We start from the raw sequence: 24,606 nt of genomic DNA, 5'->3' as shown, positions 1-24,606 counted from the left end.
GATAGGGTCCCTTGCTGGATCGCTATGCCTCTACCTTGCGGGAAAATGGTGGGAGGGGAAGGCGTTGCCACAGCGACGGCTGGCAGGATGTAACTGCCGTCGCAGAAACGAAAAGAGCCCCCGAAGGGGCTCGCAGTGCGTTGTGGCCGAAGCGCGCCGATCAGCTCAGCCGCTGCATGTAGTCCACGTAGCCGAAGGTCCGGACCGTTCGCACCGCTCGGGTCGACTCGTCGATGCGACAGATCGACGGCAGGCGGATGCCGTTGAAGGTGGTGGTCTTGACCATGGTGTAGTGGGCCATGTCGGTGAACACCAGGCGGTCGCCGATCGCCAGTGGCCGGTCGAACGAATAGTCACCGACCACGTCGCCGGCGAGACAGGTGGGGCCGCCCAGCCGGTAGCTGTGGGCCTTCTCGCCCGGCTCACCCGCACCGATGATCTCCGGCCGATAGGGCATCTCCAGCACGTCGGGCATGTGCGCGGTGGCCGAGGTGTCGAGGATGGCGATGGGGCCGTCATTCTCGACGATATCCAGCACCGAGCAGACCAGGTAGCCGGTATTCAGCGCGATCGCCTCACCGGGCTCCAGGTAGACGGTGAGGTGCGGATGGCGCGCCTTGAAGTCGCGCACCAGCCGCACCAGCCGCTCGACGTCGTAGTCGTCGCGGGTGATATGGTGGCCGCCGCCGAAGTTGACCCACTTGAGGCTGCCCAGATAGTGGCCGAACTTGGCTTCGAAGGCCGCCAGGGTCGCCTCCAGGTCGTCGCTGTTCTGCTCGCACAGGGTGTGAAAGTGCAGCCCCTCGAGCCCCTCCAGATCCGCCGGCGCCAGGTCCCTGGCCCGGGTGCCGAGCCGCGAGCCCGGCGCGCAGGGGTCGTAGAGCGGTACCGCCCCGGTGGAGTGCTCCGGATTGACCCGCAGTCCGCAGGAGACCCGGCGCGGCGCGTCCGCGATGGTCTCGCGGAAGCGCCGCCACTGGCCCGGGGAGTTGAAGCTCAGGTGGTCCGCGTAGCGCAGCACCACCGCCATCTCCTCCTCGGTGAAGGCCGGCGAGTAGCAGTGCACCTCGCCGCCGAAGGCCTCCGCTCCCAGGCGCGCCTCGTCCTGGCCGCTGGAGGTGGTGCCCACCAGGTACTGGCGCACCAGCGGGAAGGTATCCCACATGGCGAAGCCCTTCAGCGCCAGCAGGATACGCGCGCCGCTGCGCGCCTGAACCTGTCCGAGCAGTTCCAGGTTCTTGCGCAGCAGGGCGTCGTCCACCACATAGGCCGGTGAGGGGCAGGCCCGGACATTAAAGTCCAGGCCCTGCTCGCGTGCGTTCGCCATGACTCAGGCCAGCGGGTCGTGGTCGGGGTCGAGCTCGACCACCTGCCAGGGCAGGCCCATCTCGCCGATGCGCGCCATGAAGGGGTCCGGGTCGAGCTGCTCGACGTTGAACACGCCTTTGCCCTTCCAGATGCCTTCCAGCATCAGCATGGCGCCGGTCACCGCCGGCACGCCGGTGGTGTAGGAGATCGCCTGGGACTTGACCTCCTCAAAGCACTTCTCGTGGTCGCAAATGTTGTAGATATGCACCTTGCGACGCTTACCGTCCTTGATGCCGTCGGCAATGATGCCGATGTTGGTCTTGCCCTTGGTGCGCGGGCCCAGCGAGGCCGGGTCGGGCAGCACCGCCTTGAGGAACTCCAGCGGGGCGATCTCGGCATCGCCGACCTTGATCGGCTCGATGCGGGTCATGCCGACGTTCTCGAGCACCTTGAGGTGGGTGATGTACTTGTCGGAGAAGGTCATCCAGAAGCGGATGCGCTCCAGGCCCTTGATGTTCTGGCTGAGGGACTCGAGCTCCTCGTGGTAGAGCAGGTAGATGTCCTTCTCGCCGATGCCGTCGAAGTCGAACTTGCGCTTCTCGGCCAGTGGCGCGGTCTCCTTCCACTCGCCCTTCTCCCAGTAGCGCCCCTTCGCGGTGATCTCACGAATGTTGATCTCCGGGTTGAAGTTGGTGGCGAAGGGGTAGCCGTGGTCGCCGCCGTTGGCGTCCAGAATGTCGATGCGGTGGATCTCGTCGAACAGGTTCTTCTGGGCGTAGGCGCAGTAGATGTTGGTCATGCCCGGGTCGAAGCCGCAGCCCAGGGTGGCCATGTTGCCGGCCTCGGCGTAGCGGTCCTGGAAGGCCCACTGCTCCTTGTACTCGAACTTGGCCTCGTCGGGGTGCTCGTAGTTGGCGGTATCCAGGTAGGGCACGCCGGTGCGCAGGCATGCCTCCATGATGGTCAGGTCCTGATAGGGCAGCGCCACGTGGATCAACACGTCGGGCTGGAACGACTCGATCAGCGTGACCAGGTCATCGACGCTGTCGGCGTCCACCTGGGCGGTCTGGATCGGGCGATCCAACTGGGCGGCGATGGCCTGGCACTTGGCCTCGTTGCGGCTGGCCAGCAGGATCTCGCTGAAGACCTCGGGATGCTGGGCGCACTTGTGGGTGACGACGCCACCGACGCCACCGGCGCCGACAATCAGGACTTTGCTCATGGGGGTTCGGATCCAGATCGGGAAAATTCAATAGTGGTAGGGTCTTATCGGTAGTGGGCCGCGACAGCGCACCCCGACCCGATGCCACCCCGGTCTCGCTCTCGCCCAGGTCCTGTCTCAGGCCCGGCGAATGGGCGCAGATAATGGCCCCCCCTGAGGCTGCTCGCAAGTGCTTTTCGCGTCAAGTGTTAGACTAAAGTGCAGATGTCGTGAGGAGGGTGCCAAGGTGCTGGAGCATGAAAAGACCATCATGGCCTTCGATGAGCTGGGCCGCGAGTACATCATCGACATGTACGTCAGCGCACGGGACCTCGGCGACCTGCCGCATGCGGGCGCCACGGGCGAGGAGCCGGCCTCCTTCAGGACCCGGGATGGCCATACCGTGACCCACCTGGGCGGAGGCGAATTCTCGGTGCGGGTGCCGGGCGGGGACGACGCGGTGATCGTGCGCACCGACGACTCCGAGCTCGTGTGAGTTGCCCAGGGCCCAGCCGTTCGCTGTCGCGCTGGCGGCAGGCTGGTGCCAAGAAACGAAAAAAGCACCCGTAGGTGCTTGATTCGCTTGCTTGATTGGTGGAGGCGGCGTCTACCGAATTTAGGGTATAAGTAGTTGTTTCTAAAAGAGCTTTTTTCTGTGTATGATTTGCATGCCCCCTAATGTGCCCCCGGATGCGTTGGATAGCCAGCCCACTACTCATGGACACGATAGACCTCGAATCAGATGGCAATCTCAAGCTGTTTAGCATCATTTTCACTTGATGAGGCATACACCACACAGCCAGGATGTCAAAAATAGTGTAAAATCAGAGTAAGCCCATCACACACCAAAATGGTAAGTCATTGAAATGAATAGAAAACTTGGCGATGCGCCTCTGGTGCATGCTGTGCTTACATTCGAATTCTCAAGCCTATCTCAGCTTGATCGACTTATCGAGGAGGATGTGACTAGCCTTCATGATAGCATGATACGATTAGGTCATGAGGATCTGATAGAGTCTAACTATAATATTACTGAGCATCAGATAGACACCAAAACGAATCAGCTCTTGACGAAGAGCTCTTCTGTTAAAAGAACAGTATTTCGTGCCTCTAAAGAAATGAGCATAGTTGAAATTAACAGTGATAAGCTCATTTTCAAGACTAGTGACTATCATGGGCATGAGCGCTTCTTTGAGGTATTCGAATCAGTAGTGAGAGCGATGGAGGAATACTCAAGCCAGTTTAGAAGTTGTCTTATGAAGAGCATAACCCTTCGCTATGTGGATGCTATAACTCCCACGAATGGCTATGTGTTAGAAGACTTCTTAGATAACTTTAAGCCGGTGAGCGTTCCGTTAGATAATGATCTTCAGAAGTCGAGCAAAATTTCATATTTTACTAAGACCAGTGAGTGTTCATACTTGATTAGTGAAATGGAAGAAGTTTCACCAAGAAATGGCCGAGTAATTAAGCTTCTGCCTATCGACTTGATGGAAAAAGATAAGCGCTGTGCAATGCGCCTCCCCAAAAAGGACGCATGGGAAAATCTTGGAGAAAAAAACTATGCTGTGTTTGATATTAAGCATGTCCATACATTTGAGGCAAGTCCCAAATACCAGAAAGATGTATTAATGGAAACAATTAGGGATTTACATAAGCCAACTAGCGATATTTTTTGGAGCACACTTTCTGAGATAGCAAAAAAGAGTATGACATTCAGGAGGGGTGAGTTATGTTGAACACGAACGTATATGCTGCAGCGATAATGCTGCCAATTTCACTCGCATCTTCAAACTTCATTGAAGATAATGAAATCACTCCGTTCGATGAGCGGTATGAGTACGAAAGGGCGTTTGAGGCTAAGATCGACCAAGGAAGTGATTGGGTTCCTTTTTCAACAGCTCTGCCAGTTAAAGGGTTATTCGGTAAAGCGCTTAGTTACCAAGATAAAGTCAAAGAGATAAGGTCTAAGACAGGTATTTCTAATGGTGACTTGGGTAAACTTTTGGGTGTTTCAAGGCAGACAATCTACAATTATTTAGACCCAGAGAAATCTGGACCTGAGAAGCAGGCGGTGAGGCGCAGGGTCGACGAAATTTATGCAGCTGCAGTAAGTATTTCAGAAATTTTTGACGTTCCAGCAGGCTCCTTGGTTAAAAATTATTCATATAACGGGAAGACATTATTCCAATTGCTGGAAGAAGATTATTTTGATTTGGATGAGATCGTTGCAACGGCGGAGGCTATAGCTAGTACAATTAATTTGTCGTCGCAGCCATCTACATCTGATGGAGTGCACGGGCAAAGAACGCTCGACGATCTAACTCTCCAGGCTTAAAAAGGAAGTTTGTATGGAAGGGTGTCAGGAGAGTTTTGGTAAAAGGCTTCTTGGGGAGCTTAACGTTAGGCAAGGTTGCTGTCTTGACCCATCTGTAGTATCGCAAGAAAAAGAGATACATGGATAGACTCTCGAAGCATCGGGAAGTATAGACATGTTAATGCAAAAAATAAGATTAAAGACACCTATGTGCTCGCTGTGCTTTCTCAGGATTGTGATATTTCTTGTGCCAGCGATTCTGACGACCCATGCATTGAAGTTGCTGTATTCTTTCCAGTACGAAAAGTCTCGGATGGGGTGGCTTATGCAAAAAGTGTTAGAAGGTTGCAGCTGAACTTTAACTCTTCATGGTATGAGACAAAGCCAAACTTAATAATCCACGTTAGCAAGGAAGACTTGTATGCAGCATATAAAGATCACCGTGGGGCGATATATGAGTTGAGTGACGAAAATAGAGAGTCCTTGATTAGATGGAGAACGTCTAGGTATCTTAGACCAGGGCTGCCAGATCAGTTTTGCCATCATTACCTCCCTGTGCTTGGAGATATACAAGTTGAATTGGAGAAAGAAAATTTCAAGTTAGATGGAGCTCGGAGCTGTGTAAGAGCACTGTATATCTATCTTGATTCGCTGGAGGAGAAGGATAGTTACGTATTTTCAATTTTCGCACTACTTCATGACGATGCTAGTAATGACATGTATTCTGCAGTCATGGACTTAATCGAAGATAAATGTCATCTGTTGTCGGACCAGTCTGGTTACGAAATTTGGGGCCAGGGTGCGTTTGTCGGTTACCCTAAAAATGTCACTTTGGCTTTCATTTCTCAGCATATGAAGATTAATCTAGATTACCTCTCTCTTAGAGATGGTGATGTTGACGTAGATGGTGAGTATTAGCCTGCTGATACTATGTGCCATTGTTGTAAGTTCCTGTGTGGTTCGGCTATAGTATCGACGTGTCATCCTATAGCCGTCCATAGTTCTTATAATATTAAGACATGGTCCTTTATCTAAGTAATCGCTCTCATGTTCAGTTTTCCTTGTTTGTCATGGCATTGTTATTAACGTGGAATTTATATTGTAGGGAATATTGACTTATAGTCTATAAGTTTTCTCATGAAGTCTGGGGAGTCTGAAGGCCTGTCTTGCCAGATGGCTAACGTTTCCTAATGTAACTATTAAGGGGTAAACTCTCCATTTGAATGAAAAATTATTTCTGCCACCCGGTCCAAGGCTGACAAGGAAGTGCTACTGCTATAGCATGTGATCCTCAGAGTTTAGAGGAGTGAGGCTTGCTCCCATTCTCTGACATCATAGGAGCTGTAGTAGATGCAAATGCTGATCAGAAAAAGGGCTGTGCTGGAGAGAACAGCGTTAAGTAATACTTCACTATATCGTCTGATTGCGAAAGGCGAATTCCCTAAGCCTATTAAGCTTGGGCCGCGTGCTGTGGCGTGGGTTGAAGAAGATATCCAAGAGTGGATAGAGTCGCGGATTGCAGCTTCTCGTTGAACTGAAAATGTAAGCTCTGTTTGGTTGGCTTGTTCGTCAATTGCACAGGAGATAGAAATACGGCATACCGAGGGCTAAGGGTTTTTAATGAGCCCTGCCTTTCTTTTTACAACCTTCCCATTCTTGTCTTTTACTTCAATGAATCCATAATCTCCGGATGCTTCCAGGATCTTAATAATGGTTCCTGTTGTGATGGAGCGTCCTAAGATGTTCTTTGCTTCTTGAGTTATGGCATTCGCGGAACTATATGCGCCTGACCTGGCAAGGTTGATTATAATCTGAGCGTCTTCTTCTGGTGTCTTTCGAGCTAGCGTTTTTGGCCTTTTTGATTTCTCCTCAAACGCGGTGCTGTCTCCATTTTTGTAGTCTTCTAGCTGACCTTTCCATTTGTGGAATTGATTGGGGTGAATTCCCACTCCAAGACAGGCTTGTCGAATGCTCCGTCCCGACCTGATAAGACGATCGATTTCCTCCACGTTGCGTCGTTTGGCAATGGCGCTGAAGCGGCGTGGTGGGGCCATACATCTTTCTCCAGACATGCGAGACATACGGGCTTCTCTGAACACTAAATGTACGTGGTAATGTTAGGTACAGTGTTGTGTGTAGGATCTCAGTTTAACGCATCTGGCGACTCATGAGAAGCATGGCACCCGGTGGTAGACATCCAAAGGCATTCAATACGGATGCCTTGGCTGAAGCTATGGTAGTAGTCCTATCCAATCATGTTAGAGAGGTAGTGAATAGTGGGGTTTGCTAAAGAATGTCTGAGTCTTTCTGTTAATGATGGTGCGCTGGAAGAGTTCAGGAATCAATGTATGTTGGAGAGCTATGTCGAGTTCTTGAAGGGACATGGTTGGAAATACTTCATAACCTTGAATTTTAGGAGAGAAGTAAAAGAGGCTCGCGCGCAAGAAATCTCGGCGCGCTTTGTGAAGTCGCTTAATATTAGAATTTTTGGTGGTCGGTCCCGTAAGGCGGTAAGAATAGCTGTGTCGATAGAAAAGAATTTTTCCGGTGGTTACCATCTTCATATTCTGGCGGAAGATCCATCGCCTAGAATAGAAAGAAAAGAAAAGCGTGATGGTTTTGTTTTTCGTGATGTGGTTAAGGAGTGCTGGCAAAATGCTGATGCCTCTACAGCTATGGTTACATTGTCTTCGCCAGACAATAGGTCATGGTTCCAAGTTATCGAAAGCGAGGACAGTGTGATTCGATATATCTTAAAGGAGATGAGGCGAGGGCGGTTCGATTGTCTCCAAACAAATATAGTCAATCTCAATGGTCAAAGAAATATATAATAATAATCCATCTGTTGGGTGTATATGGTTCCTTGGGTTTGTCTGCTGGCCTTACTTTCAGGTTCAGCAGATAACATCGTTGTGATCATGAATGCTTCAAAAAGGAGGTCTGCCAAATTCGTAATACTTCTCTACGCGTTATTGGCTACCCAGCCGAAACCCGATCAGATGTTAATGATTAATGCTTTTCTTTGCTTTTGTAGTCATCAATTACACTTGAGATTCGATCAAGGATTGTGGAGAAGCTGCTAAAGTCTATGCTGTTGCACTTCTTGGCTATGACATCTCTAGCAAATGCCTGCTTTCCGTAAGTCTTGGCTCCACTAACCTCATTGCTAGGATTGAATTTTTTCCCATTTAAAACAGTGCTCAGGGTCGCTTTGTCAAAATAGTCCTCAATAGCTGTGTTTTGACTTCCTTTGATGTCGGGAATTGCAATAACATAGAGATTGTTGTTTATATGGTAGAAGCTTTCGCTTCCGCTGATGTCTTTCTTAAATCCACAGAGCTTCTTGATGCAGCTAAATATTTTTTTTGAGCCACTATCATTGTCGATTAAGATGATAACAGGATGCACTTTTCCTGGTGCCTTAATCTCTTTACATCTTTTCTCGTAGTCCGAGATGAATTTTCTCAAGTTGTCGCTTCCGCCTCTCAATCCTAGAAGCCGACCTTTTTGACTGTCCCCTCCTTTTGTCCTGGAGTATTTGAAAAAATCTACCTTATACGATATTTTATTATTTTTTATGTTGCAGAGCTTAGGATAAGCCTTGCCAAGAGATTTTATTGCGCACTTCAAGTATAGATTATCGGTTTTCCCTTCGCAGATTATTAGTGGCTTAAGTGGAGCGAAGCAGTATCTGTAAAAAGGAAATTTGAAAAGTCCTTTTCAAATGCAGATTTTTTATCGTGATCTTGAAGGCTGATGCTGTGAAGGTTTAATGTATGCCCGTTTTCTCGGACAAGATTGACGTGATCTATATAAGACAAGATTCCGTGAAGTTGATCAATGGAGCCAGGGACTAGATTTTCTTGATTCTTTGGAGGTAGGTGGAAACTCCCTTGCATTATAAGTGACCGTACCATAGCTCTTGCGAGCTTCCGATATTCACAGGGGGTGTTAATTATTTTGTTGGTAACAAGTCCGGTGACTTCTTGTCGAGAAAAGTCCAGCTGTAATCTGGTTTTGGAGTGGTTGATTTCAAATCCTGATCGTTCAACTATCTTTTCCACCGTTGGCGATAAAGCCCAGTTTCCTTTTGCATCGTTTATGGCGATTCTAGGTGGGAAGACTTTTTCGTTAGTTGATAACGAGATGTCATCAGCGTACCGTGTGTAGTAGCATTTATGTTTCCTGGCCAGATGGATTAGTCGAACGTCTAGTATGTGTCCGATTAGATTTGATATAACCGGAGAAGATGGAGAGCCTTGCGGTAGGGAGCTGTTATGGCATGCTATCTGCGCAATTATTGTGGCGACTTTCTCTTCCAGGAGGAATTTGTTGTTTTTTATAAAAAAGCCTCTAACCCTGCCAAAATTAATGCTTGGGAAAAAATCTTTCAAATCAAAATTAAGCACATACCTTTTGTTGCGATGATTTTTTGCATTTGTGATTGTTGACTTTTTTGGCTTGAAGCCATGGGAAGGCGATGCTTTATAGTCGTTGCCTCTTTCTATTTCATTGAGGCAGTCTTGTAAAAGGTTGGCTAAACTTTGTTGAAGTAGTTTCAGCCTTGGAGTGGGTGCATGAATAACCCTTTCCCCACCTGACGACTTTGGTATAGAGAATTGAGAATATTTTTCTTCTGGCGGTATTTTATAAACAATGTACGCCAGCATGCTTGGTTTATAGCCAAGAAGGTGAGCAAGGTCATTTAAGCTTGAGGATGATCTTAGGTTTTTTAGTTTAGACATTGGATCAACTGGCTAGATGTAGGAAGTGCTTGCAGACACTCTTACGCGTTCTAGGATTCATGGCGATCCTATCGGAGAGTGTCAAGGGCAGGGCCCCGGACATTACTTTCAATTGTCACGAAGCATGACAGCAAGTCTGTCTGCAAGCACAGGAATAGTTAATAATGATCAGTCACCGCCTGTCAAGATGATGTCGCCGGTAATTACGGATTGACGAATCAATCATGGTAATGCTAACTATTCTAGCTTCGAGCTAGAGTGGCCGTTTATCTCATCCGATGGCTATAGCAGCGCTGGAGCCGCTTCATCCTGACTCGATGATGCAGCTTTTGTCGGCAAGCCGCGCAAGCTATCCAAGTAATCTGCCCAAGCTTGTAGCATCTCTCTGCGCTGCTCAAGATGAGTGGTACGATTGTAGGCGCGACCATTGCTGTCCCTTACTGCATGAGCCAACTGCTGCTCAATGTAATGCTCAGGGTAGTTCAAGCGCTCCGCTAGGATCGTACGGGCCATAGCCCGAAAGCCGTGTCCGGTCATTTTATCCTTGAATCCCAGTGTCTTCAGAGCGGCGTTGACAGTGTTGTTGCTCATTGGACGCTTACTGCTGCGGATGCCGGGGAAGACGAATTCGGTGCGTCCTGTCAGGCCATGGAGGTCACGTAGGATTTCCACAGCTTGGATCGGCAGCGGAACGATATGAGGCTGGCCGGTCTTGCTGGCCTGAAAGGACCAAGTGGCTTCGTCAAGGCTAACGTCAGACCACTTCGCCTGGCGCAACTCGCCGGGGCGGGTGAAGACAAGGGGCGCCAGCTTCAGGGCGGCGATGGTGACCGGTTGGCCGCCGTAGCCGTCTATCGCCATTAGCAATTCGGCCACTTCCTTCGGATCGGTCAGAGCGGCATAGTGCTTGGCCTTGTTGGGGCGCAGGGCGCCGCGCAGGTCCGGGGTGGGGTCGCGTTCCACTCGGCCGGTGGAGATGCCGTAGCGAAAGACTTGGCCACATAGCGCCTTGACGCGGTGGGCAGTCTCGATATGCCCTCGCGTCTCGATACGTCGCAGGCATCCCAGCAGTTCGGGCGGCGTAATCTCGACAATAGGGCGTTTGCCAATGATGGGAAAGACATCGCGCTCCAGGCGGCGTTTGTTGCGTTGGTAGTGGTCAGGCACTACCTCATGCCGGTGGACCTGCTCCAGCCACTCGATAGCCACTGCCTCGAAGGTGTTGATGGCGGCCTGGTGGCCTAGATGTTTGGCGAGACGTTTGGCAGCGCTGGGATCGATGCATTGAGCTAGCTGGCGCTTGGCCTCGTCGCGGGCTTGCCTCGCATCCGCTAGAGAGACTTCGGGATAGACGCCGATGGCTAGCCGCTTCTCCTTGCCGGCGTGGCGGTACTTCATCCGCCAGTACTTACTGCCGGTGGGGGAGACTTCGAGGTAGAGGCCGCCACCGTCGGCCAACCTGAAGGTCTTGTCCTTGGGTTTGGCGTTGCGTACGGCAGTCGCGGACAGCTTGTTGGTCTGGCGGCTCACGGGGGGCACCTCGTGTTGGTGACGGCCTCATGCCCCCTTTCGGCAGTGCCAGATGTCCCATGAGTGGGGCAGTCCGCTGGCCAGGCAGGCGCTGACTGGCACGGGTTCTGGTAGTTTTGGGGGCATCAGGTGGTTGTCTTCGACGCTGTGCCCCCACATATGCCCCTTCAGATGGGGGCATGTCAAGGATCTCTCTGGGATCTCCTGGCAACAAAAAAGGGCCGTAAGGCCCTTTGTGAAGGGGTTTCTGGAGTTTTCTGGGATCTCCTGAAACCTGTATTTGGTGGAGGCGGCGGGGATCGAACCCGCGTCCGCCGGCACTCGCCCATTGGCTCTACATGCTTAGGTCCGTCTTTTGCTTTAACGCTGCTGACTCCGACGGGCAGGATTCAGCAACGCGATTCCTCGTCAGTTTTAACGGTTGGCGAGAGGACACCACCAACCGCGATCCCATCAGTCTTGGCTCGTATCCCCTCCGCGATGAATGGGCACATCGCTTTGGGGCCGGGCTAGAAGCTAACAGCGTTTAAGCTGCCAGCGCGCCCTGAGCGTAGTTGTCGTCGTTTGCGACTATTTAGTCGTGATGTTGGATTTACGAGATACATCACGCTCTCGGCATGCACCGCAGGGGTTGTCACCGGCGTCGAAGCCATGTCGCCCCCATAAGCGCCATCATATCAGATGGACGTCCTTGTGACACCTCAGGCCTTGACTTGTTCCCGCATGATGCGGCCCTTCTGCCGCTGCCAGTCGCGGTCCTTCTCGGTGGCCCGCTTGTCGTGGAGCTTCTTGCCGGTCACAAGCGCCAGCTCGCACTTCACCTTGTTGCCCTTCCAATAAAGCTTCAGGGGCACGCAGGTGTGACCCTTGTCCTGGGTGCGCGAGAAGATCTTGGCGATCTCCTTGCGGTGCAGCAGCAGCTTGCGGGTGCGCGTGGGGTCGGCGACCTCATGGGTGCTGGCGGTGTTGAGGGGCATGATATGACTGCCCAGCAGCCACGCCTCGCCGTCCTTGATCAGGATATAGGTGTCGGTGAGCTGGGCCTTGCCGGCGCGCAGGCTCTTCACCTCCCAGCCGGCCAGCACCAGGCCGGCCTCGAAGGTCTCGTTGATGTGGTACTCGAACTTTGCCTTCTTGTTCTGGGCGATGACGTTGCTGCCGGGACCCTTGCCCTTGCCTTTCTTGTTGGCCATGGAACCTCGTATCGTGTTCTGCCGATGGCGCCCCCCCCTTCGAACTGCGGGGAAGCGTGGTACCATTCAGGCGTGAAATAACGGCTCATGATACGCCCTGGGCACGGTGAAGTCAGCGGAGAGCGCAATGCCAACGGTCAATCGGTCCGCCCTGGTGCGGCACACCCCTAGGGACATGTTCGAACTGGTCAACGATTTCGAACGCTATCCGGAGTTCCTGCCGGGGTGTCGGCATGCGCGGCTGCTGGAGCGTGACGACTCCCACCTGATCGGCGAGATGACCCTGGGGCGCGCCGGTATTGAGCAGAGCTTCACTACCCGCAACGATCTGATCGAACCCGAGCGCATCGAGATGTCGCTGGTCAGCGGCCCCTTCAAGCGCCTGCGCGGACGCTGGCTGTTCTTGCCCATGGGCGACAACGCCTGCAAGGTCAGCCTGGAGCTGGAGTTCGAGTTCGCGAACCGCCTGCTGGGGATGGCCTTCGGCAAGCTGTTCCAGCAGGTGGCGGGGCAGCTGGTCGACTCTTTCACCCGTCGCGCCGATGACCTCTATGGCCGCTGAGGCAGCGGGTGCGCAGCGCCGGGTCGAGGTGGCCTTCGCCCTGCCCGAGAAGCAGCGGGTCATTGCCCTGACGGTGCCGGCGGGCACCACGGCGCGTCAGGCGGTGCTCCTGGCCGAGCTGCCACGGCACTTCCCCGAGGTCGCGGCGGAGACATTCCGGCAGGCCGATCTGGGAATCTTCGGCAAGCGGCTGCGCGACCCGGAGCACCAGGTGCTGCGCGAGGGGGATCGGGTCGAGGTCTACCGGCCGCTGAGCCTCGACCCCAAGCAGGCGCGTGCCCGGCGCGCCGCTCGCGGCGAAGGCTGACGGCAGGGCACCCGGCCAAGCGAGTGGCCCCCGGGCCGTCAGGGGTGTCGCGGGAATCAGAGTTCCAGAGCGTCGCCCGAGGCCGGCTCGCCGCCCTGGGGCAGGGTGCCGCCGGTGCGCGGGGTGGTTTCCGGGGCGGCCTCGGGCTGGGTGGCCGGCATGCCTTCGGTGGGGCTGGTGCCCTCGACGCTGGGGCCGATCCCGTCCTGAGGGCGCAGCTCGATGTCCCCGGTCATGTCCCCTTCCCGCTTGATATCGACCAGCTGGTTGTTGGCAAAGGTCAGGGTCACGCGGCGCTGCTGGACGTCGCCATAGGCCTCGTCAAGGCGGAAGACGTAGTCCCACTGGTTGGCATCGAAGGGCGCCTCGAGCAGCGGGCGGCCCATCACGCCGACCACCTGGTCGCGGCTCATGCCGGGCTGGAGCTGTTCGACCATGCCCTCGGTGAGATAGTTTCCCTGGGGCAGGTCACGCTTGTACACGCAGCCGGTGACCAGCGTCAGGGCAACGGAAAGGGTGACGGTTTTGATCAGCTTTTGCATTTGAGTCGGTTCTTCACTATCGTGGATTCGGTCGATCATACCCGACCCTACCTGATACTGCGAAGAGCGAACATGGCCGACCAGAACCATGAACTGCGCAAGGCGGGCCTCAAGGTCACCTTGCCGCGAGTGAAGATCCTGCAGATCCTCGAGAACGCCACCGGGCAGCACCACCTCAGTGCCGAGGACGTGTACAAGACCCTGCTCGACGCGGGAGAAGACGTGGGCCTGGCCACCGTCTATCGCGTGTTGACTCAGTTCGAGTCCGCCGGGCTGGTGATCCGTCACAATTTCGACGGCGGTCATGCGGTCTTCGAGATCTCCCAGGAAGAGCACCACGACCATATGGTGTGTCTGGAGAGCGGTGAGATCATCGAGTTCTTCGACGAGACCATCGAGCGGCGCCAGCAGGAGATCGCCGAGGAGCATGGCTTCGAGCTGGTGGACCATGCGCTGGTGCTCTATGTGCGCCCCAGGGGATCCCAGGCGACTCGTCCGGAAGGCATCCAGAAGAAGTAACTCGCGCGCCCGAATCGTCGCCCACCCCCTGGCTCGGATGAGCCGGGGGGGGTTCTGTGCTGGCCAGAAGATGGCTCAGTGATGGGCGCGCTGCTGACTGGCGTCGAGCATTTCCCGGGCGTGGGCCAGGGTGCGGTCGGAGAGGGTCACGCCGCCCAGCATCCGCGCCAGCTCGCTGACCCGGCCGGCCTCGTCCAGCAGCGCCATGCGGGTCAGGGTGGCATCGCGCCTGGCCTGCTTCTCGATGTGCAAGTGGTGGTGGGCCTGAGCCGCCACCTGGGGCAGATGGGTCACCGTCATCACCTGGCCGCCCTCGCCCAGCCGGCGCAGCAGCTGGCCGACGATCTCCGCCGTGGCCCCGGAGATGCCCACGTCCACCTCGTCGAACACCAGGCTGGGAATGGTCGAATGACGGGCGGCCACTACCTGGATCGCCAGGCTGATGCGTGACAGCTCGCCGCCCGAGGCGACCTTGGTCAGCGGGCGCGGCGGCTGCCCGGGGTTGGCGCTGATCAGGAAGCGCACGGCGTCCAGCCCCTCCGCCTGGGGGTGTCGAGCCCTTCCACCTCTACCTCGAAGCGCGCCTTGCCCATGGCCAGGAAGGTCAGCTGCTCCTGGACCGCCTTGCCGAAGCGCTTGGCGGCTTTGCGACGGGCCTCGCCCACGCGGCGGGCCTGGTCGCGCCAGGCGTCGCGCAGGGCCTCGACCTCGGCGCGCCGGGTCTCGAGGTCCTGGTCGCCGCCTTCCAGCCCCTCGAGCTCCTCGCCGAGCCGGCGATGCAGGGCGGGGAGCTCCTCGGGCATCACGTGGTGCTTGCGGGCGATGCGATGGACCTCGCCCAGGCGCGCCTCGACAAAGGCCAGGCGCTCTGGGTCCAACTCGGTGGTATCGACGAAGCGCTGCAGCTCGCGGGCCGCCTCCTCTACCTGAATGCGCGCCTCGCCCAGCATGGCCAGGGCCTCGGCCAGGCTGCCCTGCTGGTGGCCGGGCAGCGCGGAGAGCCGGCTGGTGGCCTGGTGCAGCAGCGACAGGGCGCCGCCCTCGTCGTGGTCGCAGCAGTCGGTGGCGAACTGCGCCTCACGCAGGGTCTCCTCGGCGTGGGCCAGCTGCTCCTGCTCCTGCTCCAGCCCCTCCAGCTCGTCATCGCCCAGGGCCAGGCCGTCGAGCTCCTCGACCTGGTAGCGCAGCAGCTGGCGACGGGCCTGGGCCTCGTCGCCGCTCTCCGCCAGCCGCTTGAGGCGCCGGCGCGCCTGTTGCCAGCGGCGAAAGGTCTCGGCCAGCTCGGCCACCGCCTGGCGCTGACCGGCGAAGTCGTCGAGCAGGCGCAGGTGCGTCTCCTCGCGCAGCAGCGCCTGGTGGGCGTGCTGGCCGTGAATTTCCACCAGATGCTCGCCCAGCGCCTTGAGGTCGGCGATGGTAGCCGGCTGGCCGTTGATCCAGGCCCGGGAGCGGCCGGCGGCGCTAACCGTGCGGCGCAGCAGGCAGTCGTCGTCGGGCAGCTCGCGCTCGGCAAGCCAGGCGCGGGCGGCGGGCAGCGCGGCGATATCGAAGCGGGCGCTGAGGTCGGCGCGCTCGGCGCCGTGGCGAACGCTGCCGGCGTCGGCGCGCTCGCCGAGGCACAGCCCCAGGGCGCCGAGCAGGATCGACTTGCCGGCGCCGGTTTCCCCGGTGATGGCGGTCATGCCGCCGGCCAGCTCCAGGTCAAGGGTGTCGACGATGGCATAGTCACGAATGGCTAGCTGAGTCAGCATCATTCTCCTCCCGGCGCTGGCTGAACGGCGTAGCTGGATATCCATACACGGATATTGAGTTTTTATACAGTAGTCCAGGGCGGCGCTCAATGCACGCGGTGCCATCCTCGCTGCCCATCCCTTGAGATTGTCGCCATGGCCCCCATATAGCCGGCAGATTGCAACGTGATTGCCACCCCGAATCATGCGCGGCCCGCGGGCCGACCTAGCGTTTCAGGAGATGCCCATGGCCAAAGAACCTCAGACCCCGCTGGATGACGAGCTGGCTCGTCACGAACAGGAGAGCGAGACCCCCGAGCAGGAGGCCGAGAGCCGCCTGGCCCAGGAGGAGCTCGAGGGCCTGGTCGAAGAGCAGGGCGAAACCTTCGATACCGAGGGCGCCAACCCCGAGGCCGAAGTGCTGGCGGCTCGGGTCGAAGAGCTCGAGCAGAGCGTGGCCGAGGCCAAGGACCAGGCGCTGCGCGCCGCCGCTGAGGCGCAGAATGTGCGCCGTCGCGCCGAGCAGGAGGCCGAGAAGGCGCGTAAGTTCGCCCTGGAGAAGTTCGTCAAGGAGCTGCTGCCGGTGGTGGACAGCCTGGAAAAGGCGCTGGATGCCATGGAGGAGGACGCCAGCGAAACCCATCGCGAGGGCGTGGCCATGACGCTGAAGCTTCAGCGCGACGTGCTGGGCAAGTTCGGCGTCGAGACGGTCGACCCGGCCGGCGAGCCCTTCGACCCCCAGTACCACGAGGCGATGGCCATGGTGCCCAATCCCGAGCTCGAGCCCAACAGCGTGATGGAAGTGATCCAGAAGGGCTACCTGCTCAACGGTCGCCTGGTGCGCCCGGCCATGGTGGTGGTCAGCCAGGCGGCGGGCTGAGCCGCCGCCGGCGAATCAAGGGACTTGTGCGGCGGGACTTGAAAAGTCAGGCGCCGCCCCCAGATAGACGACAACCCCGCGGCAAGCGCCGCAGAGACGAATTCAAGCAACGACTTTTCGAGGATTTCCTATGGGACGCATCATCGGTATTGACCTGGGGACCACCAACTCCTGCGTGGCCGTGCTCGACGGCGACAGCGCCAAGGTGATCGAGAACGCCGAGGGCGCGCGCACCACGCCCTCCATCATCGCCTATACCGACGACGGCGAGACGCTGGTGGGCCAGGCAGCCAAGCGCCAGGCGGTCACCAACCCCCAGAACACCCTGTACGCGATCAAGCGGCTGATCGGCCGTCGCTTCAAGGACGACGTCGTCCAGAAGGACATCAAGATGGTGCCCTACGCCATCACCGAGGCCGACAACGGCGACGCCTGGGTCGAGGTGAAGGGTAAGAAGCTGGCACCGCCGCAGGTCAGCGCCGAAGTGCTGAAGAAGATGAAGAAGACCGCGGAAGACTACCTGGGTGAGGAAGTCACCGAGGCGGTCATCACCGTGCCGGCCTACTTCAACGACAGCCAGCGTCAGGCCACCAAGGACGCCGGCCGTATCGCCGGCCTCGAGGTCAAGCGCATCATCAACGAGCCCACCGCGGCGGCGCTGGCCTACGGCATGGACAAGGCCCGCGGCGACAAGACCATCGCGGTCTACGACCTGGGCGGCGGCACCTTCGATATCTCCATCATCGAGGTGGCCGACGTCGACGGCGAGACCCAGTTCGAGGTGTTGGCCACCAACGGCGACACCTTCCTGGGTGGCGAAGACTTCGACATGCACCTGATCAACTACCTGGTGGATCAGTTCAAGAGCGACAGCGGCATCGACCTCTCCGGCGACAACCTGGCCATGCAGCGCCTCAAGGAAGCCGCCGAGAAGGCCAAGATCGAGCTCTCCAGCGCCCAGCAGACCGACGTCAACCTGCCCTACATCACCGCCGACAACACCGGGCCCAAGCACCTCAACGTCAAGGTGACCCGGGCCAAGCTGGAGTCGCTGGTGGAGGACCTGGTCAAGCGCTCACTGGGGCCGTGCAAGACCGCCCTGGCCGATGCCGGGCTGTCCGCCTCAGAGATCGACGACGTCATCCTGGTCGGCGGCCAGACCCGCATGCCGCTGGTGCAGAAGAGCGTGGCCGACTTCTTCGGCAAGGACGCCCGCAAGGACGTCAACCCGGACGAGGCCGTGGCCGTGGGTGCGGCGATCCAGGGCGGCGTGCTGGGCGGCGACGTCAAGGACGTGCTGCTGCTCGACGTCACCCCGCTGACGCTCGGCATCGAGACCCTGGGCGGCGTGATGACCCCGCTGATCGAGAAGAACACCACCATCCCGACCAAGAAGACCCAGACCTTCTCGACTGCGGATGACAACCAGACCGCCGTGACCATCCACGTGCTGCAGGGTGAGCGCAAGCAGGCGGGCGGCAACAAGTCGCTGGGCCGCTTCGACCTGGCCGACATTCCGCCGGCGCCCGCGGCGTGCCGCAGATCGAGGTCGCCTTCGATCTCGATGCCAACGGTATCCTGAACGTCTCCGCCAAGGACAAGGCCACCGGCAAGGAACAGTCCATCGTCATCAAGGCCTCCAGCGGCCTGTCCGACGACGAGATCGAGCAGATGGTTCGCGACGCCGAGGCCCACGCCGACGAGGACAAGAAGTTCGAGGAGCTGGTGGCGCTGCGCAACCAGGCCGACGGCATGGTCCACGCCTCGCGCAAGACCCTCGAGGAGGCCGGCGACAAGGCCAGCGACGAGGAGAAGCAGGCCATCGAGACCGCCATCACCGAGCTCGAGGAAGCGGTCAAAGGCGACGACAAGGACGACATCCAGGCCAAGCTGGACAAGCTGACCGAAGCCTCCGGCAACCTGGCCCAGAAGATGTATGCCGAGCAGGCCGATGCCGCCCAGCAGGGTGGCGGTGACGGCGCCGAAGCCGGCGGCAAGCCGGAAGAGGACGTGGTCGACGCCGAGTACGAAGAAGTCAACGACGACCAGAAGAAGCAGTAACCGTCACGGCCATGCCACGGACGACGGCAGCGCGGGGGGATGACTCCCGCGTTGCCGTTTCCGCGGATCAGGCGTTAACTGCCTAGACCAGGAGGCGCATGGACCCATGTCCAAACGCGATTTTTACGAGGTGCTGGGCGTCGAGCGCGGGGCCGATCAGAAAGAGATCAAGAAGGCCTACCGACGCCTGGCACAGAAGTATCACCCGGACCGCAACCCGGGCGATGATGAGTCGGCGGCCAAGTTTCGCGAGGTCTCCGAGGCCTACGAGGTGCTCAGCGACAGCGAGAAGCGGGCCGCCTACGACCAGTTCGGCCATGCCGGCGTCGACGGCCAGGCCGGCGGCTTCGGCGGGGCGGGCGCCGGCGCGGGTGCCGGGGGCTTCAGCGATATCTTCGGCGATGTCTTCGGCGACATCTTCGGCGGCGGCGGGCGGCGCAATCCCAATGCCCCGCAGCGCGGCAGCGACCTGCGCTACAACCTCGAGCTGGATCTCGAGAGCGCGGTGTCGGGCACCAGCGTGGACATTCGCGTGCCGCGCCACGTGGCGTGCGACCGCTGCGACGGCGAGGGCGCCGAGCCGGGCTCTACCAAGGAGACCTGCCCGACCTGTCACGGCCACGGCCAGGTGCGCATGCAGCAGGGCTTCTTCGCCGTGCAGCAGACCTGCCCCACCTGCCACGGCAGCGGCGTGCACATCAAGGTGCCGTGCCACAAGTGCCACGGCGAAGGCCGGATGCGCGAGACCCGCACCCTCTCGGTGAAGATCCCGGCCGGGGTGGATACCGGCGATCGGATTCGCCTGAACGGCGAGGGCGAGAGCGGCATCAACGGCGGCCCGCCGGGCGATCTCTACGTCCAGGTGGCGATCAAGCCGCACCACATCTTCCAGCGCGAAGGGCGTCACCTGCAGTGCGAGGTGCCGATCAACTTCGTCGACGCGGCGCTGGGCGGTGAGCTCGAGGTGCCGACGCTGGACGGCCGGGTCAAGCTGAAGATTCCGCCCGAGACCCAGACCGGCAAGCTCTTCCGCCTGCGCGGCAAGGGCGTGAAGCCGGTGCGCGGCGGTCCCGCCGGCGACCTGCTGTGCAAGGTGGTGGTGGAGACCCCGGTCAAGCTCAACGAGGAGCAGAAGGAGCTGCTGCGCCAGTTCCAGGAGAGCCTCGGCGGCACCAACAGCGCCCACCACTCGCCCAAGAAGAGCGGCTTCTTCGACGGCGTGAAGAAGTTCTTCGAGGACATGAAGCCGTAAGGGGCATCGTGCCTCGCGGAGTCAGACGGGCCCCGGCATCGCCAGATGTCGGGGCCCTGTCGTGAACGGGGCTCAATGCTGCAGACGGTCCAGTCGCCAGGCCAGGGCCTCCCTGTCCGGCTTCCACTGCGGGTCCCGGGGCAGCACCAGCGGTTGGCCGTCCAGCTCGCAGAGCCAGCGATTATCGGGTACCAGGGCATCCACCGTGGGGCTCAGGTGCCAGCGATGGTCGGGACCGGGGGCGACCAGGTGGTTGTCCATGGCCCAGTGCAGATTGGGCGTCAGGGCCAAGCCATTGGTAGGCCGATCATCCTGGCTCTCGGCGAAGGGGATCAGGTGGGCCGCTTCCACCAGGTAGCGAAAGTCCGGGGTGATATAGCGCAGCCGACTCGCTGCACAGCGGTAGTCGTAGGCCTCCAGTACCAGGGAGCGGAAAGCGGCGGAGCGGGCGTACTTCTGCTGTGATTCCTGGATACTGCCTTTCAGTCGCTCGGGATGCTTCTCGTATTCGCCGCTGGATAGCGCCGTCTCGAGATAGGCTTGAATGCGCTTATGAGCCGCCGAATCCGATGCTAGGTAGCGGTGGGCTAGCAGGGCGCAGGCCTCGTCAGCCGTTTGTCGCTCCTGTAGCGCCGAGAAAAGCACGGGGTCGAGTCGCGCTGAGGAGAAGCGCTCCAGGAGTTGGTTGAGGGACTTCGGTTGGCCGAGTTGATTCGCCAGGTCAGCGATCTTGTACGGGTATTCGGGCGACCAGAGTGCACCGGACGGTCCCTTGTCGCCGCGCAGGTGCCAAAGGGGGAGCCAGGCGCTGGCCCTGTGCCGTTCGCCCGTGAGCACTTCATAGAGGTCGTGGTAGCGTGCCAAGAGACGGGCGTCGAGGATGATCCGATTCGATGCGATATGGCCCGCCTGGATCTCGCAGATGATGGCCAGCAGCAGGCAGGGCTTGTTGGGGGCCGGCTGTCCTCGGCTCTGCCCGACCCTGAGGCGTGTCAGGCAGCCAAGCGCGTCGACCATGGGGTGTCTCCCTCTTCCCGGTGCAGTGTGGCGGTCACGTTACCACGCCTACATGGCTCAAGCCCGGGCCGTTGGTGCAAACCATGCAACCACTGGCCAAAGCAGTGTGCCAGCTCCCGATGGTCTGTCTTGCCGAACACTTCGTTCTGCTCGAATAGGCGGTGCGGGGGCTGGCGTCGAGCAGGGGGCTCGTCATAGTCTGGTAGCTCGATACCCCTGCAAGAGGAAGAGTGCCATGCCGATGTCGCGAGCGGAGATCGCTACCGAGTCTGGAAAGAAGCTGATCAACCGACTGTGCAAGCACTGGGCGCACAAGCTGGACGTGGAGCAGCAGGAGGCGCAGGGGCGGGTGGCGTTCGAAGAGGGCTCCTGCCTGATGCGGGCCGAGCCGGGCAGTCTGGTGGTGGCCATCGAGACGCTGGATGAGGAGAGCCTGGATCGCCTGGAGGGCGTGGTGGCGAGCCACCTGGAGCGCATGGCCGGCGACGAGACTCTCGAGATCGTCTGGGAAAATTGAGCCGGGCGAGCGCTGAGCGCAGCGCCCACCTGGGGATGCTGCTGTGGGCGCTGCTGGTGGGGCTGTCGTTCCCCGCCGTGGGGCTGATGAGCGAACTGCCGCCCCTGGCGCTCACCGCGCTGCGTTTCGCCATCGCCTGTGCGGGGCTGTGGTGGCTGGCGCGCCGTGCGCCAGGCTTCGTGCCGCCCTGGCGGGTGCTGCCGCTCTATGGCCTGATGGGCCTCTGCCTGGCCGGTTTCTTCGGCGCCATGTTCTGGGCCGCCCACCACGCCACGGCGCTCGCCATGGCCACCCTCTATGTCAGCGTGCCGCTGCTGGCCTTCCTGCTGGGGCTGGGGTTTCGCGTCGAGCGGCCCGGCTGGCGGCTGCCGGCCATTCTGGCGCTAGGCGCCAGCGGCGCGCTGGGGCTGGCCTTCGCCGAGTCGCTGGACGAGGCGGGCGCTCTGCGCCTGGGCATCGGCGAGGCGGTGTTCTTCCTTGGCTGCGTGTCGTCGGCTCTCTATCCGGTGCTCAGCAAGTGGGGGCTCGCCCGCGGCTGGCTGCCGGCGTCGGCGGCCGTGCGTACCTTCTGGAGCCTGGGGCTCGGCGGGGCGCTGATCGGCGGACTGGCGCTGCTTCTCGAGCCGGTGGGTCGCCTGGCGTCCATGACCGGCGGCGACCTGCTGCTGCTGGTCTATCTGGGGCTCTTCTCCAGCGCCCTCACCTTCTGGCTGATGCAGCGGGCCACCGCGGCGCTGACGCCGGGAGCCGTGACCGCCTACGGCTACATGGTGCCCTTCGTCTCCATGCTGCTGCTGTTTGCCACCGCCCCCGAGCAGCTCGGCTGGCAGTGGCTGCCGGGCAGTGCCCTGGTGCTGGTCGCCATCGCCCTGCTGCTGCGGCGGGACGCTCAGACGCCTTAATCCCGCTTTTCGGTATCGGGCTCACTGCCCGGCGTCGCGGCCAGCCGCGGAAAGTGCCGGCGAATCTCGGCATAGAGCTCGCCCAGGTCCTCCACGTGGCGGCGCGAGAAGTGGAACGGCACCAGCTGGCCGACCCCCGCCGCGGAGGCGATCTCGCCGCAGGCGCGGGCGGTCAGGTGGCCGGTGCGACGGGCCTGTTCGGCCTGGTCCTCGCGAAACGAGGCCTCGCAGAACAGCACCGCGGCGTTGTGGGCAAGTGAGAGAAGCCGCTGGCGGTTGGCGGGGGTGTCGCCGAAGTCGGTGGCGTAGACCAGGCGCCGGCCCGGCTGCGAGAACAGTAGCCGGCGGGCCAGCTCGGCGACTCCATGGCGGCTGCCGTCGGGCAGCGTGATGGTGGCGGTGTCATCGCCTTCCAGGGCGCGCTGCTTGAGCTCGCCCAGCCAGGGGCCGGGAGCCCAGCCGTGAGCCTCCAGGCGCTCCCTGCGTACCTTGAGCTGGGTGTCGGGCTCGAAGGCGAAGGCCAGCACCGGCGTGCCGTGGTCCAGGGTGGTGGCGCGGACGCGAAACCCCGGCTCGGCGTGGATCACGCCCCCTTCGACATTCCGCGGTGACAGCGCCTTCATCGGCTGTCCGGCGACGAGTCGGTAGTGGGCCAGGCGTTCGTCGTGCAGCTCGAAGACCTCGAAGCGTGGCGCATTCTTCTCGATTCGGTCCCACAGGATGCCGTGCAGGAAACCGTCCAGGTGGGCGGCCAGCCCGGGTGGTCCGTACACCCGGCAGGGGCCGTAGTCGCCGATGCGCGAGCGCAGCAGCCACAAGAAACCGCCGATATGGTCGACATGCGCATGGGTGATGAACACCTCGCCGACCTGGTGGGCCAGCCGTGCCGGCAGGCGGCCGGGGTCGCCCAGGTCGAACAGCAGGCTGCGCTTGCGATGACGCAGGCGCAGATGCAGCAGCGGGTCGCCGAAGACGCCGTTGACCAGGGTGGCGCGCACGCCGTTCAGGCGCACCGAGGGGCGCGGGTTGCTGGTGTGCTCCCGCGGCGGCAGGGCGAGCAGGGGCGCCTCCTGCGGTGCGGGGGGCGGTTGCTGCGGGCGAGCCGTCCCCAGGCCGCTTTCGGGGTGGCGAACGGCATCGCGCACCACCAGGGTATGGGGCGGGTCGGCCGGGTCGGCCGGGGCGGGTAGGCGCAGCCGCAGCCGCTCGCCCTCCAGCGCCAGGATCTCGCCCAGTGCCAGGGTGTGGCCTTCGGCATTCAGCAGGCCAACCTGGCGTCCCCGCCAGGCGTTCACCGCCTGCTGGGGCGGCGGGGTGCCGATCACGGCCAGGCGGGAGAGATCGAGGTTCGCTTCGCTAGCGTCTTCCAGGTAGGCGTCCCAGGCCGCATTGCGCCATCGGCGGCGCTGCTGCTTGCCCGGGTGTCGCGCCTGCGGGTGGGCGAGCAGGTTCAGCGTCTCCAGCCCCAGGGAGGCGCGTTCGTCAGGGTAGGGGGCGGGCTGGCTTGCAGGTGCCAGGCGTACCACGGCACTCACGGCCCCGGCGCTGGCCAACGCCGCCAGCAGCTCTGCCCCGCCGATGCCGCGCTCCACGCCGGGCGCGTCAATCATCAGGGCGCCGGCATCGACGCGTTCGGCCAGGCGGCGCACCGCCTCGACCAGAGGTAGGCGGAAGCGGGCGCTGTCCAGGGTGGCCAGCGCCTCCATGGCCTCCAGCTGCCAGTCGCCCCGGTGCTCGTCCCAGCGCCCCAGGCAGATGGCACCTGGCGGGCCGATGCCGGGCAGGCGGGGGTCGGCGGCCAGGCAGCGGCAAGCCTGGCCTTGTGCGGCCAGCCGTGCCGCCACCCGGTGTGCCAGGGTGCTCTTGCCACTGCCGGGCGGGCCGGTGAGCAGCAGCCGCGGCCGGCGCGCCAGCAGCGCGAGCAGGGCGTCTTCGTTGGTGGCATCCAGTGAGCTCGGAGGCGGCATGGGGATCCCTTCGTCGCAGCATCATATGCAGTGTGGGCGATTCCTTCGCGACTGCC

Annotated in this window: 23 protein-coding genes, 1 other RNA gene and 2 pseudogenes; 14 read left to right on the top strand and 12 right to left on the bottom strand. The window is 60.0% G+C overall.

Going from position 1 to position 24,606, the window contains the following annotated elements; all coding sequences use genetic code 11:
- Positions 1–160 precede the first annotated feature (160 nt).
- Together nspC and ACSJDS_RS00915 are read right to left on the bottom strand one after the other, a co-directional pair.
- Positions 161–1,327, bottom strand: a complete 1,167-nt coding sequence (nspC, locus tag ACSJDS_RS00920) for a carboxynorspermidine decarboxylase (protein ID WP_473031728.1) — start codon at positions 1,325–1,327, stop codon at positions 161–163.
- A gap of 3 nt (positions 1,328–1,330) precedes the next feature.
- Positions 1,331–2,530: a saccharopine dehydrogenase family protein gene (locus ACSJDS_RS00915; protein ID WP_473031727.1), complete on the bottom strand. Its 1,200-nt coding sequence runs from the start codon at positions 2,528–2,530 to the stop codon at positions 1,331–1,333.
- Between the two features lie 226 nt (positions 2,531–2,756).
- Here ACSJDS_RS00915 and ACSJDS_RS00910 point away from each other — a divergent pair, with 226 nt between their 5' ends.
- The 5 genes from ACSJDS_RS00910 to ACSJDS_RS00890 all read left to right on the top strand — a co-directional run bounded on the left by ACSJDS_RS00910 (position 2,757) and on the right by ACSJDS_RS00890 (position 6,359).
- Complete coding sequence (locus ACSJDS_RS00910) at positions 2,757–3,005, top strand: hypothetical protein (protein WP_473031726.1); 249 nt, start codon at positions 2,757–2,759, stop codon at positions 3,003–3,005.
- Positions 3,006–3,375: 370 nt separating this feature from the next.
- Complete coding sequence (locus tag ACSJDS_RS00905) at positions 3,376–4,248, top strand: TIGR04255 family protein (RefSeq protein ID WP_473031725.1); 873 nt, start codon at positions 3,376–3,378, stop codon at positions 4,246–4,248.
- On the top strand, positions 4,242–4,847 hold the full coding sequence (locus ACSJDS_RS00900) for a hypothetical protein (protein ID WP_473031724.1): 606 nt from the start codon (positions 4,242–4,244) through the stop codon (positions 4,845–4,847). Before ACSJDS_RS00905 ends, ACSJDS_RS00900 begins: the two co-directional genes overlap by 7 nt.
- 189 nt (positions 4,848–5,036) lie before the next feature.
- Complete coding sequence (locus ACSJDS_RS00895; protein ID WP_473031723.1) at positions 5,037–5,744, top strand: hypothetical protein; 708 nt, start codon at positions 5,037–5,039, stop codon at positions 5,742–5,744.
- Between the two features lie 432 nt (positions 5,745–6,176).
- A complete protein-coding gene (locus ACSJDS_RS00890) occupies positions 6,177–6,359 on the top strand; it encodes a helix-turn-helix transcriptional regulator (RefSeq protein ID WP_473031722.1) in 183 nt (60 codons plus the stop codon).
- Between the two features lie 74 nt (positions 6,360–6,433).
- Here the strand turns inward: ACSJDS_RS00890 and ACSJDS_RS00885 are convergent, their stop codons facing one another.
- Positions 6,434–6,880, bottom strand: a complete 447-nt coding sequence (locus tag ACSJDS_RS00885; RefSeq protein WP_473031721.1) for a transposase — start codon at positions 6,878–6,880, stop codon at positions 6,434–6,436.
- A gap of 222 nt (positions 6,881–7,102) precedes the next feature.
- Here ACSJDS_RS00885 and ACSJDS_RS00880 point away from each other — a divergent pair, with 222 nt between their 5' ends.
- The gene (locus tag ACSJDS_RS00880) at positions 7,103–7,657 is read left to right on the top strand and encodes a hypothetical protein (protein ID WP_473031720.1); all 555 of its coding nucleotides are present in this window, start codon (positions 7,103–7,105) and stop codon (positions 7,655–7,657) included.
- A 178-nt stretch (positions 7,658–7,835) separates the two neighbouring features.
- Here the strand turns inward: ACSJDS_RS00880 and ACSJDS_RS00875 are convergent, their stop codons facing one another.
- The 5 genes from ACSJDS_RS00875 to smpB form a co-directional block, all read right to left on the bottom strand.
- Positions 7,836–8,456, bottom strand: coding sequence for a hypothetical protein (locus tag ACSJDS_RS00875; RefSeq protein WP_473031719.1), 621 nt, complete (start codon positions 8,454–8,456; stop codon positions 7,836–7,838).
- Positions 8,457–8,488: 32 nt separating this feature from the next.
- On the bottom strand, positions 8,489–9,571 hold the full coding sequence (locus ACSJDS_RS00870) for a retron Ec67 family RNA-directed DNA polymerase/endonuclease (protein ID WP_473031718.1): 1,083 nt from the start codon (positions 9,569–9,571) through the stop codon (positions 8,489–8,491).
- Between the two features lie 282 nt (positions 9,572–9,853).
- Positions 9,854–11,101 carry a tyrosine-type recombinase/integrase gene (locus ACSJDS_RS00865; RefSeq protein ID WP_473031717.1) on the bottom strand — a complete coding sequence of 416 codons (1,248 nt, stop codon included), beginning with the start codon at positions 11,099–11,101 and terminating at the stop codon, positions 9,854–9,856.
- Positions 11,102–11,382: 281 nt separating this feature from the next.
- Positions 11,383–11,763: a transfer-messenger RNA gene (gene ssrA / locus ACSJDS_RS00860) on the bottom strand.
- Positions 11,764–11,802: 39 nt separating this feature from the next.
- Positions 11,803–12,294 carry an SsrA-binding protein SmpB gene (gene smpB / locus ACSJDS_RS00855; protein WP_473031716.1) on the bottom strand — a complete coding sequence of 164 codons (492 nt, stop codon included), beginning with the start codon at positions 12,292–12,294 and terminating at the stop codon, positions 11,803–11,805.
- Between the two features lie 127 nt (positions 12,295–12,421).
- Between smpB and ACSJDS_RS00850 the strand changes: the two genes are divergently transcribed.
- Both ACSJDS_RS00850 and ACSJDS_RS00845 read left to right on the top strand, forming a co-directional pair.
- Positions 12,422–12,856, top strand: coding sequence for a type II toxin-antitoxin system RatA family toxin (locus tag ACSJDS_RS00850; protein ID WP_473031715.1), 435 nt, complete (start codon positions 12,422–12,424; stop codon positions 12,854–12,856).
- Entirely contained in the window at positions 12,846–13,163 is a 318-nt protein-coding gene (locus tag ACSJDS_RS00845) for an RnfH family protein (protein ID WP_473031714.1), read from the top strand. The genes ACSJDS_RS00850 and ACSJDS_RS00845 overlap by 11 nt, the downstream gene beginning before the upstream one ends.
- 56 nt (positions 13,164–13,219) lie before the next feature.
- Here ACSJDS_RS00845 and ACSJDS_RS00840 read toward each other — a convergent pair whose 3' ends face one another.
- A complete protein-coding gene (locus tag ACSJDS_RS00840; protein ID WP_473031713.1) occupies positions 13,220–13,705 on the bottom strand; it encodes an outer membrane protein assembly factor BamE in 486 nt (161 codons plus the stop codon).
- Between the two features lie 72 nt (positions 13,706–13,777).
- Here ACSJDS_RS00840 and fur point away from each other — a divergent pair, with 72 nt between their 5' ends.
- Positions 13,778–14,224: a ferric iron uptake transcriptional regulator gene (gene fur, locus ACSJDS_RS00835; protein WP_473031712.1), complete on the top strand. Its 447-nt coding sequence runs from the start codon at positions 13,778–13,780 to the stop codon at positions 14,222–14,224.
- Positions 14,225–14,299: 75 nt separating this feature from the next.
- Here the strand turns inward: fur and recN are convergent.
- Positions 14,300–15,975 (bottom strand): annotated as a pseudogene (gene recN / locus ACSJDS_RS00830) (DNA repair protein RecN).
- A gap of 226 nt (positions 15,976–16,201) precedes the next feature.
- On the opposite strand from recN, the gene grpE reads away from it, so the two are divergent.
- The 3 genes and pseudogenes from grpE (at position 16,202) to dnaJ (ending at position 20,147) form a co-directional block, all read left to right on the top strand.
- Positions 16,202–16,834: a nucleotide exchange factor GrpE gene (gene grpE / locus ACSJDS_RS00825; RefSeq protein WP_473031711.1), complete on the top strand. Its 633-nt coding sequence runs from the start codon at positions 16,202–16,204 to the stop codon at positions 16,832–16,834.
- 130 nt (positions 16,835–16,964) lie between these two features.
- Positions 16,965–18,895, top strand: a pseudogene (gene dnaK, locus ACSJDS_RS00820) (molecular chaperone DnaK).
- A 106-nt stretch (positions 18,896–19,001) separates the two neighbouring features.
- Positions 19,002–20,147 (top strand): molecular chaperone DnaJ, encoded by a 1,146-nt coding sequence (gene dnaJ / locus ACSJDS_RS00815; protein ID WP_473031710.1) that lies wholly within the window; start codon positions 19,002–19,004, stop codon positions 20,145–20,147.
- A gap of 72 nt (positions 20,148–20,219) precedes the next feature.
- Here dnaJ and ACSJDS_RS00810 read toward each other — a convergent pair whose 3' ends face one another.
- A complete protein-coding gene (locus tag ACSJDS_RS00810) occupies positions 20,220–21,164 on the bottom strand; it encodes an HNH endonuclease (RefSeq protein ID WP_473031709.1) in 945 nt (314 codons plus the stop codon).
- A gap of 235 nt (positions 21,165–21,399) precedes the next feature.
- On the opposite strand from ACSJDS_RS00810, the gene ACSJDS_RS00805 reads away from it, so the two are divergent.
- A complete protein-coding gene (locus tag ACSJDS_RS00805) occupies positions 21,400–21,681 on the top strand; it encodes a DUF2218 domain-containing protein (RefSeq protein ID WP_473031708.1) in 282 nt (93 codons plus the stop codon).
- On the top strand, positions 21,678–22,583 hold the full coding sequence (locus ACSJDS_RS00800) for an EamA family transporter (protein WP_473031707.1): 906 nt from the start codon (positions 21,678–21,680) through the stop codon (positions 22,581–22,583). The genes ACSJDS_RS00805 and ACSJDS_RS00800 overlap by 4 nt, the downstream gene beginning before the upstream one ends.
- Here the strand turns inward: ACSJDS_RS00800 and ACSJDS_RS00795 are convergent.
- The gene (locus ACSJDS_RS00795; protein ID WP_473031706.1) at positions 22,580–24,550 is read right to left on the bottom strand and encodes an MBL fold metallo-hydrolase; all 1,971 of its coding nucleotides are present in this window, start codon (positions 24,548–24,550) and stop codon (positions 22,580–22,582) included. The two genes, ACSJDS_RS00800 and ACSJDS_RS00795, sit on opposite strands and share 4 nt — an antisense overlap.
- Between the last annotated feature and the right edge of the window lie 56 nt (positions 24,551–24,606).

Source organism: Halomonas sp. SL18_1 (genome assembly GCF_055755715.1).
Note: the sequence above shows the minus strand (reverse complement) of the source record. Positions and strands in the feature narration are given on the sequence as shown.